We start from the raw sequence: 13,848 nt of genomic DNA, 5'->3' as shown, positions 1-13,848 counted from the left end.
TGCCGGCCTCACCAGATGCCGGAGCCGCCGAATCGCTTCGCCAGCTTGTTCGCGCCCAGCACGAGGACGAAGCCGATCGCCGACTTGAACACGCCGACCGCAGCCGGCACGCTGTAATTCATCTCTTCGATGCCGCGCCTGAAGATCCATGTATCGAGAATGTCGCCGACGTCGTAAACGCGAACGTTCAGGAAAATGTACACTTGCTCGAAGCCCGCATCCAGGATGCCGCCAAGTCGGAGGATCACCAGCAGCATAAAGACGTCGCGAACGCCGGGCAGCGTTACGTGCCACAGCTGGCGCCAGCGGTTGGCCCCGTCGATCGCGGCGGCCTCATATTGCTCATGGTTGATGTTGGCAAGCGCTGCCAAGTAAATGATGGCGCCGTATCCGGTGCTTTTCCAGATGTCCGTCATGACGAGCATCGGCCGGAAGAGATCCGAGTTGGTCAGCGCATCGATATCGCCCCAGCCCATATCCCGGAAGAACGTCGTCACCAGCCCCGAGCCCGGCGCGAAAAAGGAGAACATGATGCCGTACACGATAATCCAGGAAAGGAAGTGCGGGCCGTAGGTAAGCGTCTGGATCGTCTTTTTGAACCACCTTACCCGGATCTCGTTCAGCATGAGCGCTAGCAGCAGATCCGGCAGCATGCCGAACACGAGGCGGTAAATGCTAAGGAGAACGGTGTTTTTCATCAGTTGCGGGAAGTCCGGCGATTCGAATACCGCCTTGAAGTTGTCCCATCCGACCCAGGAGCTGCCGGTGACGCCTTGCATCAGATTGTAGTCCTGGAAGGCGACGACCAGTCCGAACATCGGGACGTAATGATAGACCAGGTAATAGAGAATGCCAGGGACCATAAACACGTAAAGCCAGCGGTAGCGCCATATCTTGTTTCCAATTGATGGCTTATGCACGTATCCGCTTGATACGTCCGCGGCTTGCGCGCTTCCTTGCGACATGCCGTTCACTCCTCTCCTGCCGCTCTAATCGAAGCGGACGACGATGCCCATTCTGTTCTGGGGCGCCGAAGCGTACTGGCTGTAAAGCTCGGGCAGCTCGCGAAACGACACGCGGTCGGAGATCAGAGACCGGATGTCGATGCGCTTCTCCTGGAGCATTCGAAGAAAGTCCTGCACGTTGCGTCCTTCCGTCCAACGCACGTAACCGATCGGATAGTCGACGCCCCGCTGTTCGTAGTCCGGTTCATAGCGCCCCGGCCCGCCGGCCCGCGAGATGTGCACGCTCGCTTCCTTGGCAAAGAGCAGATCGCGATCGAATGCGGTGCCGGTGTCACCGACGATGACGACGCGACCGCGGTCCCGGAGCCATCCGATGGCTTCGTCGATCAGGCTGGCCTTTCGATTGCTGGCGCATACGAGCACGGCGTCCGCGCCGCCTCCGTCGGGTGTCGTATCCCGCAGTACGGCGGCGACCTCTTCTCCGTTCTTGCAGGCGTGGCGGATGCCTGCCGAGACAAGCAGCGACCTTCTCTCTGCAATAGGCTCCAAGCCAATCACCCGATAGTTGGAGGCATGCGCGATTCGTGCAATGATCTGTCCCAGGATGCCGACGCCTACGACCAAAGCCGTTTCCCCGAACTTCAGCTCGGCCTGGCGAAGCGCGTGGACGGCGATTGCGCCGAGACCTGCGAATGCCGCTTCTTCCGGCGCGACGCCGTCCGGCACGGGGACGGTCAGATGCTTGGGCGACAGCATAATCTCCCGGTGAGCAGGACTGCCGTAGCAGGCGACCCGTTGTCCGGGCGCGACGTGGGTGACGCCCTCCCCCGCCTCCATGACAATCCCGGTCGCGCTGTATCCGAGCGGGGCCCCGGGGTTCGTGCGGATCATGAGCAGCTCGGTGCCGATGCTGACGGAGGAATAATCGATTCTGACTTTGACATGCTGCGCTTTAATCTCGGGTTCTGGCAGATCGACGACTTCCGCCGTGCCGTTTCGGCTCTTGATCGCTCGCATTGGCGCCTCCTGATTCATGATTGATTTACATGTTAATCTTTGTAAATCGACCTTTTGTTGAATTGATGTATATCTGATGTATTCATTATACACAGCTAACAAAAAGACCGTCAACCCTAAATCATCGATTCGTCGACTTTTGTGGACACCTAACAGACTTGATCCAACTTCTTTGTTGTGAATGCGGTAACATATAGACTGGACAATGATGTAATCGCTCTCAAAACTACACTGGAATGAAGCTGATTTTAAGGTTGTAACTGATCTTCGTCGTGGCCGGACTTCCCTTCATGCGCTTCTATCTTCCGACGTTCCTGCTGTATCTTTTCCTTTTATTCTGTTATGAAAAGGCTCCTAAAACACAAAAAACCGCTTTAATGCCAACTTAGTGACATTAGAAGCGGCTTGTGATGTACGAAAGACAAGGTTAACGAGTCAGAATCTCGCCCTCTGATGTATGCGGGTCTACCGGGAGCTTTCCTTTATTGTAAAGGTCCTTCAGCTTAGCGAGCAGCATCTCCTCCTCGATCATGTCAGACCAATATTCCTTCAGCCACCTGGTGAATTGCTTGAGATCCTTGATCTGAAGGCCCAAATCGCGGTGATAGGAAAAAGAAGGGAACATTTCTCGGAACATGGCGTATCTCGAAGGCTGGTTCCGCCCCTCCCCGACCGTCCGTTCCGCCGCCGCCTTGCGAGCCGGTATGCTCGCGGTTCGCTCGCGGATGACATTTTGCGCGTCGGCCGAGGCCAGGAAGTCCACGAAGCGCCGGGCCGCTTCCTTCGATTTGGAATGCCGGACGAGTGCCATTCCGATGGAGAGCAGCAGCGTCCGCTGCGGATCGCCTCTCTGCAGACTCGGCATCGGACAGATGTCGTATTCAAGCGGCAGATGCGCGAATTCGTTCAGATTGAAGTAAGTGCAAAGGATAACCGACACCTGGCCTTCGGCAAACAGCTGCACGGTCTCGTCGTTGCCCTGCGCCCAATAATTCGGAAATACTTCCCGATTGCCTATCAGCCCATCCAGCGCACGCAATCCCTTTAGCATGTCGTCGCTCGGATCGCGAGTGTTCGAACCGCCTGCGCGGCTGCTCATTCCCTGCAGCAGGAACACGGGATAACGGTTCTCGGAGGCGGGCAGGAAGTACATGCCATGACGCCCTCTGGCCTTGGATAACCGGGTCGATTCGCGCAGCAAATCGCTCCAGGTCCAATAGCTGTCGGGCTCGTGAATGCCGGCTTCGCGGAAATGCCGCTTGTTGTAGCAGAGGACGACCGGCGAAAAGGAGATCGGCTTCGCGTAGATCGCATCGTCCACCAAAAACGCTTCTTCGGCGATCGGATAAAGATCCGGGTCGGATTCGAGCTTTTCCAGGAGCGGGGTCAGCCCCTCCTCCGTCCACTCCTGGAATTGGGGACTGTTGAACGCGACGACGTCCAGCAGACCGTTATCGATCATTTCCTGTGCGGATTGGGCGTAGCTTAAATGATTGAGCGTAATTCTGCGCACATGTATGCCGGGGTTGCGCCGTCCGAACTCCGCGATGAGGTCGTCGATCAAGAAGTCGGTGGTCAGCGAGATCGGGCAGCCGAAGTTGAGCGTGATTGATGCCGTCGGCCGGGACGTTACCATGCTTCCGACCCGGTCGATTTTTTGGATGAGCCCCTCTTCCACCAATTGATCTAGTCCTTTTCGGATAGACTTGTTGCTCAACTGATACTGCTTGGCAAGCGCGCTCTCGGCAGGAAGATAAGTCCCTTCCTGACGGATGCCATTTATTATATCCGTACGGATGACATTCACGAAATGATCGAGCCGTTCCTGGAAAGAGGGCCGATCTGATTTATAACTCATGTATAACTCACCTAACTCTCGCATAATAGACATCAGGTACATTCTCAAACATTTCGTAAGAAAAGTCAACGCGACGACTTAAAAAGAATAGAACGCCGGGAAGATCGCTTGTACAGCGAACTTCAGGCGTTTATTTTAGGAAGATGCTTTGCGAGAGAAAAAGATCAAATGCCACTAATCTTGACGGGGTTGAGCGGGAGCCTGGGGCCGGGAGGAGCCGGGGGCGATAAGTGTTTAAAAGCAGTTAATCGGCGCGCAAACTTGGGCTACGGAGTAAATAAGTGTTCAAATGCATTTATTTTTTTGTAAGCCGGGCGATAACGCTAAAATACGAGTAATTAACTGCGCTTCAACACTTATTTGCCCAAGATCGTCGGGATTGGGGGAAATAACTGCATTTCAACAGCTATTGGCTTGGGGCAAGACGCAACAACGCCAAGCCCGAGGACTTGGCGTTGTTCAACGTTCAATATTGCGGCATTGCAGGCATACGCGGGCAATCCCTTGAGCAGGCAGATCGCGAACAGAGTCGACGGTCATTCAAACGCGCCTCGCTGACGAGCGGCTCCGGAGACGTTGACGCGTTCTATCGTGCGTCCAGGCAGATCCGGGGCCTCTCAGTTCGCTGATCATGTGTCGAGAATCGACCGCTTGTCTTAGTCGTGGAAGTTGGTGCCGTCGGTCGTTGCCGCGATCACGCCGGCGCGGATGACGAAGTCGCCGAAGTGCTCCCCGCTGTTTCTTTCCTTCGCGTATCGCGTCAGCAGTATGCCAAGCTCGCGCAAAATTTCTTCCTCGCCGATATTTTCCCGGTACATCTTGCTCAGACGGCTGCCGTCAAATGCGGCGCCCAGATACATATTGTACTTGCCTGGCGCCTTGCCGATGAACCCGATCTCGGAGAGGGCGTGGCGGGCGCAGCCGTTCGGACAGCCCGTCATGCGGATTGTGATCTCCTCGTTGCGCAGCCCGTTCTCGTCGAGGATGCCCTCGATCTTGTCGATGAGCACCGGCAAATAACGCTCGGCTTCGGCCATCGCCAGTCCGCAGGTCGGCAGCGCGACGCACGCCATCGAGCTGCGGCGCAGACCGGAATACTGCTGTACGTCGATCAATCCGTAGCGGCCGAGCAGCTCGGTGATCTCTTCTTTTTTCTGCGGCGTGACGTCCGCGATGATCAGGTTCTGATTGGCGGTCAGTCGGAAGTCGCCGGTATGAACCTTCGCGATCTCGCGCAGTCCCGTCATCAGCTCGAAGCCGTCATAGTCCGCGATGCGGCCGCCCTGGACGAACATCGTGAAATGCCACTTGTCCCCCACGCCCTGCACCCATCCGTAACGATCGCCGTTGTCGTTGAAATGATACGGTTTCGCGGCCTCGAGCGTCCAGCCCAGGCGGCTCTCCAGCTCGGCCTTGACGTTCTCCAGTCCGAGACGATCGACGGTATACTTGAAACGCGCGTTTTTGCGCTGGGAACGGTTGCCGTAGTCGCGCTGGATCGTTATGATTTTCTCGGCGACATCGTAGATTTGCTCCGGCTTGCAGTAACCGATCACCTTTGCCAGCTGCGGGTAGGTTTCCTTATCGCCGTGCGACATGCCCATGCCGCCCCCGATCGCTATATTGAAGCCGGCGAGCTTGCCGTTCTCCACGATCGCGATAAATCCCAGGTCCTGGGAGAAAACGTCGATATCGTTCGACGGCGGGACGGCGATGCCGATCTTGAACTTCCGCGGCAAGTAGAGCGGGCCGTACATCGGCTCGTATACGTCCTGCTCCGGCGTAGAAGCGACCATCTCTTCGTCCAGCCACAGCTCATGGTACGCTCTCGTCCGCGGGAGCAGATCGTTGCTCAGACGCTTGGACCATTCGTATACTTCGGCGTGAATGTCCGATTGGTACGGATTCGGATTGCACATGACGTCCCGGTTGACGCCGCCGCAGGCGGCGATCGTGTCAAGCAGCGACTGGTGGATCGACTGGATCGTCTTTTTCATGTTCCACTTTAGAATGCCATGCATCTGGAACGTCTGACGGGTAGTGAGCTTTAGCGTGCCGTTCCCGTATTTGCGGGCGAGCTCGTCCATGACGAGCCATTGTCCAGGCTGGGCGACGCCGCCGGGCATGCGAACGCGCAGCATGAATTGATTGGCGGGCTCCAGCTTTTGCTCTTGTCCTTCGTTGCGCAAATCCCGGTCGTCCTGCAAATAGCTGCCGTGGAACTTCATCAGACGGTTGTCGTCGTCGGAGATGCCTGCGCTGAGCGGCTCCAGCATCGAAGCGGCCAGTGTACCGCGCAAAAAGTTGCTCTCGCGCTTGATGCGCTCGACGTCGCTGGGATTGCCTCCCGGCGCGCTTAGTTTCGTGTTTGCCATGCTGAACGGTACTCCTCTCTACCTCGCGATCAATATACGTCCCGTTGGTAACGGTGGCTTTTCTTCATCTCGGCGAGGTAAGCTTCCGCTTCCTCAAGGCTCTTGCCGCCTTCCGCGGATATGATCTCCGCCAGCGTCTGGTGAACGTCCTTCGCCATGTTTTTCATGTCTCCGCACACGTAGAACACCGCGCCCTTGTCCAGCCACTCGTACAGTTCCTTCGAATGCTGCCGCATGCGATGCTGCACGTATACCTTCTCGTCCGTGTCGCGCGAGAACGCGACGTCCATGCGCGTCAGCACGCCGTCCTTGATCCAGCGCTGCCATTCGGTCTGGTACAGGAAGTCGGTCGTGAAGTGCTGGTCGCCGAAAAACAGCCACGACGGTCCTTGCGCGCCTGTCTCTTCGCGCTCCTGCATGAACGAGCGGAACGGCGCGATGCCCGTGCCCGGACCGACCATGATGATCGGCGTGTTCGGATCTTCCGGCAGCTTGAAGTGGTTGTTCGGCTGCACGTACACCGCGATCTTGTCGCCGACTTCGAGGCGCTCGGCGGTTTGCGTGGAGCAGACGCCCTTGCGCGCTCTTCCGAACGCGTCGTACCGGACCGCGCCGATCGTCAGATGAACTTCGTCCGGATTCGCCGTCTGTGAGCTTGCGATCGAATACAGCCGCACCGGAATTTTGCGAAGATGCGAGACCGCGTCCTGCGCCGTACCTTGCAGCGGGCCGTAGTCGCGGACGAAATCCAGCAGGTCCCGGCCCTTCACGTACGCCTTGACCGCGGCTTCGTTCCCCGCCGCGGTCAACTGGGCCAGGTCGGGGTTCGTCGCCAGCGGCGCCAGCTTCTCGAGTAGCGCCTTCGTCAGGACGGTGACCTCGAGATATTCGATTAGCGCTTCGCGCAGCGGACGCTTGTCGCCTTGCTTGTTAATGACCACCTCGGCCTGCGGATCCCACTTCGTCTCCGCGAGCAGCAGATCGACCAGCTCCGGATCGTTGTGCGGGTAAATGCCGAGCGCGTCGCCGGGCTTGTAGACGAGCCCGGAGCCCTCGAGCGACAGCTCGAGATGGCGCGTTTCCTTGTTCGAGCCGCGGCCGTTCAGGTTAATGTTCGCGAGCACCTCGGCCTCGAAAGGATTCGTCCGCGAGTATGCGGACTCCACCGCGGGAGCGGACGGCGCGACGGGACCGGCGACCGCCGGTGCCGTAACCGGAGCGGCAGCCGAACCGCCGCCTCCCTGCGCTTCGGTCAGGCGCGCCAATACGCCTTCGAGCCAAGCCTTCGTAGGCTCCTCGAAGTCGACGTCGCAGTCGACCCGATCGTGGAAACGCGTGGCGCCGAGCGCTTCGAGACGCGCGTCGAATTCTTTGCCGGTCTGACAATATTGCTCGTACGAGCTGTCGCCGAGCGAAAGCACCGAATATTTGACGCCTTCAAGGCGAGGCGCGCGCTTGCTGTGCAAAAACTCGTGGAACGATATCGCGTTGTCCGGCGGTTCGCCTTCGCCGTGCGTGCTGACGACGACGAGCAGCTGCTCCACCTTTTTGAGCTGGTTTGTCTTAAAATCGCTCATCGAGGACAATGTGACATGGAAGCCCTTTTCCTCGAGCATTTTGGCCGCTTTCTTGGAAATGCCGTGGCCGTTGCCGCTCTGGGAGCCGTACAAGATTGTAACTTCCTTGCTCGCAGGCGCCGCGGCCGGCGATGTCGCCGACGGGACTGCGGCAGGCGCCGACGCTTGCGCGGATGCGGCTGCCGCAAGATACCCGCTGAGCCAAATCTTTTGAGCGTCGTTTAAGGCCGGCAGCAGCTGATTCAGAAGATCGGCCTGCTCCTGGCTGAACGGACTGTTGGTTGCCTGCAGTTGCAACGTTCTCCACCTCACGATAGTTCGAATGACGTTTACCGCTTCGTATGCGCCGAAGCGCGCCGCGCGATTCATAATCCTTTTGAAAACTATACCACAAGTGCAGCGCCAAGAGGATAGATGCGGATATAAGGATTTTTGATAGTCGTTATAAATTTGAAGGGTGCCGTATGGCAGCATATATTTATTTACTTCTATAAATAGCCGCATGTATAATTACTGCGGATGCGGCTCGGTCCGCGACGCGTAGCAGTTGCCTTCCATGCAATTGTCATTCGAATCGATGCCGCAAGACCGCAAGTTTGTCCATCATCGGGGAGGATTTATGCTCGCGCTCGCTTTATTCGTCTTTTTAATTACGCTAGTGTTCGTCATCTGGCAGCCGAGAGGGCTCGGCATCGGCTGGTCCGCCTGCGGCGGCGCGCTGATCGCGCTGGCCTGCGGCGTCGTCGACTTTGCCGACGTCGGCGAAGTCGCTCGAATCGTCTGGAACGCGACGCTGACCTTCGTCGCGATCATCGTCATCTCGCTCGTGCTCGACGAGATCGGCTTTTTCGAATGGGCCGCCCTTCATGTGGCCCGCGCGGCCCGGGGCAACGGCAACGCCATGTTCGTTTACGTCGTTTTGCTGGGCGCAGCGGTGTCCGTCTTTTTCGCGAACGACGGGGCCGCGCTCATTTTGACGCCGATCGTTCTCGCCATGGTAAGGGCGCTCCGGTTCGACGAGCGCATGATCCTGCCGTTCGTGATGGCGAGCGGATTCATATCCGATACCGCCTCTCTCCCGCTTGTCATCAGCAATTTGGTGAACATCGTGTCCTCCGATTTTTTCGGCATCGGCTTCGCGGAATACGCGGGGAAAATGCTCGTGCCGACGCTGTTCTCCGTCGGCGCCAGCCTGCTGGTTCTTTATATGTACTATAGAAGAACGATTCCGAAAACGTACGACTGGACGCAGGCAAAACAGCCGGCGGAAGCCATCAAGGACCTCCGCATGTTCAAAGCCTCCTGGTATGTCCTCGCCGCGCTGCTGGTCGCATATTTGCTCAGCGCGTACATCGCCGTGCCCGTAGCGGCCATCGCCGGCGCCGCGGCCGTCGTCTTCCTGTTCATGGCCAGGCGGAGCGAAGCGGTGCATACCCGCAAGCTCGTCAAAGGAGCGCCCTGGGCGATCGTCTTTTTCTCCGTCGGCATGTATGTCGTCGTATACGGCCTCCGCAACGTGGGCTTGACCGACGAACTGGGCCAAGTGTTCTCGTGGATCGGCGAGCATGGCTTGTTCGCGGCCGCGGTCGGCGCCGGCTTCGTCTCCGCGATCCTCTCCTCCGTCATGAATAATTTGCCGACCGTCATGATCAATGCGCTCGCCATCCAGGAAGCGCACGCGGGCGGCGTCGTTCGCGAAGCGCTCATTTATGCCAACGTCATCGGCTCGGATCTCGGTCCGAAGATTACGCCGATCGGATCGCTCGCTACGCTGCTCTGGCTTCATGTGCTGTCCGGCAAAGGCGTAAAAATCACCTGGGGCGCCTACTTCAAGACAGGCATCGTATTAACCGTTCCGGTTCTGTTCATTACGCTCGCAGGGCTTTACCTTTGGCTCGTCATTATTGGATGACGCCTTGTATCGCCGCCGTCCAGTTGTACTGTGACACCTGTCGAGAGTACGGCGTGCTGCGAGCAAAGAGACTTTGTACAGCGTCACCTGTTGATGTTTATGCTTTCTAACATGATGATGAAAAGCCGCTCCCTCCCGCAAGGAGGAAGCGGCTTTAACATGTTTCTCGCAAAATGCACGTTCCGTGCCGTTTTACGGCGTAATGTCCGCTTCGTAAACCATGGGCGGCCTGCCGTACTTGTTCACCAACACATAGACGTGCGCGCTGCCGCCGTCGAGCGGAATGCGATAAATCCCGGATCCCTGCGCGGTCGCATTCACCCATTCCCACCAGCCGTTTTTAACCAGGTATACGCCGCCGATATACGTGTCGGACAGCTCGGCGACTGGCGCCAACATGATCTCGGTCGATCCCGCAGGCGCATGGCCGGATAACAGCGTGGACCGCGAAGCGTCCGGCGCGAATGAGATGCCCGCGTCGCCGGGGACGGCCTGCGCCGTCAAGCGAAGCGCATAGCCTTCCGGCACCTCGTCGCCCCGGTAGATGTCGATCTTGTAGTCGTCGTAGTCGGCGCCGAGACCCAGCCGGTTCAGGCGAACCGTCACGCGGTTCCAGCCGCCGGACAGATTAACCAGGTAGCCGCTGCCGTCGTCGGCGACCGGCGTGCCGTTCGATTCGACTTCGAACGTGCTGTAAGGATCGGCGGTCTCAAGCTGCAGACGGATGCGATCGGCGTTCGCCGGGACCGATGCGGTGTATGCGGTCAGCCCCGCGCCGAACACCGGGACCGTCGCTCCGTTCGCGATTCCGCGCGGCGTGTACAAGGACAATGTCGTATACAGCCTCCATTGAACCGTATAGGTCGTAGACGTGCTGTCGCCGTTTTCTCGCACATACACGATTTTAATTCGGTTTTCGCCGTATTTGAGGTTCGTCAACGTCGCGGCGCCCGCGGCCGCAAGCAGATCCACGTTATGAGGCGTATTTTGATTGTCGTCGTAAATCAAGCTTGCCGACTGGACGGAGCTATCGAAGCGGTACGTCAAATCGATGGCGCTGGGCATACCTTCTAGGTACTTCGCATATTCGAACGTGTTGGACGCCTGTGCCGATTCGCCCAAATAATAAGGATTGACCGGCGTTCCGTTCGTCGCCAGGTTCCATGCCTCCAGACCGATCAGCGCCGGCGCGGGAAGCTGAACGAAAATGGTCACGGTGGACGGCGCGGAGATATCCGTGCCGTTGGATACGGTGTAGTCGAACGCGTCGGTGCCAAGCGCTCCCGCCGCAGCTTGATATTGGAACGAACCGTCCGGGTTCACCGTGAGCGATCCGAATGCGGGCCCGCTCCCCGGTACGAGCGCATATGTGAGCGGCAGCCCCGCCGGGTCGCTTCCCTCCAGCTGCCCGGTCAGTGTCTGTCCAGCAACCGCGTCATAGCGAACGGCTTCGCCCAAAATCTTCTTCCCTACGATGAATGTGTACGTGTTCGTTGCGCTTTTGTCCGCGGATTGAATCACGATCTCGACGGCCGTCTCCCCGGTCGCGTTCAGCGGAATCGTATAATTGCTGGTCTGCATATCGGGATATAAATCCTGCGTCGAGCCGGCTAGCCGCACTCGAATATAACGCCAGAATCGCTCGCTCTCGGAGAACGTCGGCTGGAATTCGACGCTGCTCCGCGTCGCGGGCACGTCCAATGCCAATCGAAGATTCGAATCGGGCGTCAAAAGGCCGGTCTGCAGGCTGCCGTTCATCAGCTTGATGCCGCTCAGCGTCGCATCGGTCCCGCCTCCGATCGGAAAGCGGTCGAGCGCAAGGGTGTAATCGGTCGTCGTACCGCTCTCCGACCGTATCGTCAGCCCGATCTCGGCGACGTTCGATGCGAGCGAGATCGGCGCGGCCTGACCGTAGGCGTACGAGGCGCCGTTCAATATCATCGTGGAACGGCTGTCCGACGGCCAGAAGACGAGCTGTCCTTCCGTCATCAAGGTCGGAATCGTCGTCCTGAACTTGCCGTCCTGGCCGAGAGAAGCGCCGAACTCGCGCTGCCCGTCCGCGCTTTTGACGGTCAGGCCCGACAATCCGCTGTTCAGGGACTGCCGGTTCGCGTACAGCGTATACGTCTTGCTCTTGCCGCCGGCCTCCGCCGCAACGGCAATCGTGTTGTAGCCGGTCTGCAGCGGCAACGTATACCGCCAGGCGTCATTCGCCGGACTCGTCGTCTCGGGTGACGCGGGTACGGCAGTGCCATTGACCCGGATGATGGGAGCTTCCTCCGCTCGCAGCGTCAAATCGATGGAATCGATATCGCCGGGCACGCTGATCGGCGTAGACAAGCTGCCGCTCGCGAAGTCGATCTGCACATGGGCCGCGCCGATGGCGACGTCGGCGACATCGAGGAGCTCCCGCGTTATCGTGACGATATAGTCGCGAGCAAGCGAACCGTCGGGAGAGGTGACTCGAATATCGATCGTGTTCGAACCGTATTCCAGCCGGACGGATTTTGCGCCCCCGTCGGTCGGTTCTCCGTTTACCGAGATCGTAGCCGCAGAATCAACAGCGACGGGCCGAACCGTTATGCCCGCAACGCCGGCGTTCACGACAGCGGCATAGCTTAGACGACTTGGGGAAAAGGCCGCGTTCAGTGTCGCGCCGTTTACCTCCAATGAAGCGAGCCTTGCCTCGGACGACGGCGTCGGAGTCTCGACCGGTGTCGCCGTCGGTGCCGCAGTCGGTGTCGCGACCGGCGTCGGTGTCGGTGTCGGTGTTGCGGCCGTTGTCGCCGTCGGTGTCGCGGCAGGCGTCGCCGCCGGAACGGGAGCTGACGCTTGATTCGCCGCCTTGTCCATCTGGAACTGCGCCTTTTGCGCATCGGTCATTTGCGATTGAAGCGCGGCCTCTGCCTTCGCTTGCGCTTCCGCGGCCGCCTCCTTGTTGGCTGCAAGCTGCGCCTGCTTCGCTTGCTCGATCGCCTGAAGGCGATCCGCCAGCCGCTCCTGTAGCGCCTTCAGCTTGGCGGCGGCATCCTCCGCCTGCCTGGCGGCTGAAGCCGCCTCTCTCTGCCTGGCGGCCTCCTGCTTCTGCTTGTCCGCTTCGGTCCATTGAAGCTCGGTCTTATCCAGGCTAAACGTCGTGCCCTGTTCCCGCTCGATCCGCTGGATTTCTGCGAGATCGAGCTTCTTCTGCTCGATCGCCTGCTTGGCGAACACGCCGGTCAGATCGAACGCGTTCCGCTCGAAACGCGCAAGATCCTCGGGTGTGGCGCCGAGTGACGATGGCAGCTTGTCCTGCGCGAACCGGGCCGCGAGCTCCCGGTTTTCGTCGTCGATCTTGGACTTGCTTCGAAGCAGCGAACCGATGACGGCTGGCGGCATCCCCCGGACGAGCTCGCCAATATTGAGGAGCATCACGAGGTCCGCATCGGCCGATTCGCCGTCCGGCAGCGCGATCGTCTCCTGCGTCGGATAAAGGTTCAGCGCGGCGGCTCTCGCGGACGCGCTTCCGGTCTTCGCGAACTGTACGACGCCCGAGAGGACCGCCGTCGTCGTCGCGCCGGAATCGGGATGGACGGCCGCGTAAAAAGCCGTTCCGCGCACGCCCATGACCGCCGTCGGTGTCTCCAGGCGGAAGTCGTCGTCCTTGCTCTTGATTGACTTCACGTCCACCCAAGCCGTTCCCTTCAGCATGCTCACGCGGGTGACGGTCCCTTTTTTATCCGACAGCTTGGAAAAGGTGATCGTCGATTGGCCCCCTACGCTAAGCAGGTCGTCCTCCGATGTGCCGTTGGCGAATTGAAGCTCGGCGGCCCCGTCGCTCCCGGTCATCAGCTTGTCCCCCTGGTTCAGGCTCAGCTTCGCGAACGCCTTAAACGTCTTGGCGCCGCCCGCCTTTTGAACCTGCACGTCGCCGCTCAGCGACCTGATCACCGCAATGCGCGAGGACGCCGCCGCGCCGGCGGCTCCGCCGGACGCCAGCGATACGGGTACGCCGATCATCAGAAAAACCAACGCGAAAATCCCCCAGTTGCGAATCATGGCTCCCCTCCTTCGATGTGCGCAAAACGGGCTGTTTTTTTTGATGCACAGCCGTTTGAAAAACTTGTCATAATCACTCGATTATAATCGAATCATCGAAAATCCT

7 protein-coding genes are annotated in these 13,848 nt (G+C 58.9%); 1 reads left to right on the top strand and 6 read right to left on the bottom strand.

Annotation, left to right across the window (positions count from 1 at the left end; genetic code table 11):
* Positions 1-8: 8 nt before the first annotated feature.
* The 5 genes from KVT38_RS10345 to KVT38_RS10325 form a co-directional block, all read right to left on the bottom strand.
* Entirely contained in the window at positions 9-965 is a 957-nt protein-coding gene (locus KVT38_RS10345; RefSeq protein WP_217593633.1) for an ABC transporter permease, read from the bottom strand.
* A 24-nt stretch (positions 966-989) separates the two neighbouring features.
* A complete protein-coding gene (locus KVT38_RS10340) occupies positions 990-1,982 on the bottom strand; it encodes a zinc-dependent alcohol dehydrogenase (protein ID WP_217593632.1) in 993 nt (330 codons plus the stop codon).
* Positions 1,983-2,409: 427 nt separating this feature from the next.
* Positions 2,410-3,840, bottom strand: a complete 1,431-nt coding sequence (locus tag KVT38_RS10335; RefSeq protein ID WP_217593631.1) for an extracellular solute-binding protein — start codon at positions 3,838-3,840, stop codon at positions 2,410-2,412.
* Between the two features lie 656 nt (positions 3,841-4,496).
* Positions 4,497-6,215, bottom strand: coding sequence for an assimilatory sulfite reductase (NADPH) hemoprotein subunit (gene cysI / locus KVT38_RS10330; RefSeq protein WP_217593630.1), 1,719 nt, complete (start codon positions 6,213-6,215; stop codon positions 4,497-4,499).
* Between the two features lie 29 nt (positions 6,216-6,244).
* The gene (locus tag KVT38_RS10325) at positions 6,245-8,089 is read right to left on the bottom strand and encodes an assimilatory sulfite reductase (NADPH) flavoprotein subunit (RefSeq protein WP_217593629.1); all 1,845 of its coding nucleotides are present in this window, start codon (positions 8,087-8,089) and stop codon (positions 6,245-6,247) included.
* Between the two features lie 322 nt (positions 8,090-8,411).
* On the opposite strand from KVT38_RS10325, the gene KVT38_RS10320 reads away from it, so the two are divergent.
* Positions 8,412-9,704, top strand: a complete 1,293-nt coding sequence (locus KVT38_RS10320) for an arsenic transporter (RefSeq protein WP_217593706.1) — start codon at positions 8,412-8,414, stop codon at positions 9,702-9,704.
* 192 nt (positions 9,705-9,896) lie between these two features.
* On the opposite strand, the gene KVT38_RS10315 is transcribed toward KVT38_RS10320, so the two are convergent.
* On the bottom strand, positions 9,897-13,742 hold the full coding sequence (locus tag KVT38_RS10315; RefSeq protein WP_217593628.1) for a cadherin-like beta sandwich domain-containing protein: 3,846 nt from the start codon (positions 13,740-13,742) through the stop codon (positions 9,897-9,899).
* Positions 13,743-13,848: the final 106 nt, after the last annotated feature.

The organism is Cohnella sp. GbtcB17 (assembly GCF_019091135.1).
Lineage (GTDB): Bacteria > Bacillota > Bacilli > Paenibacillales > Paenibacillaceae > Cohnella.
This window is presented reverse-complemented; position numbering and strand designations above follow the sequence as displayed.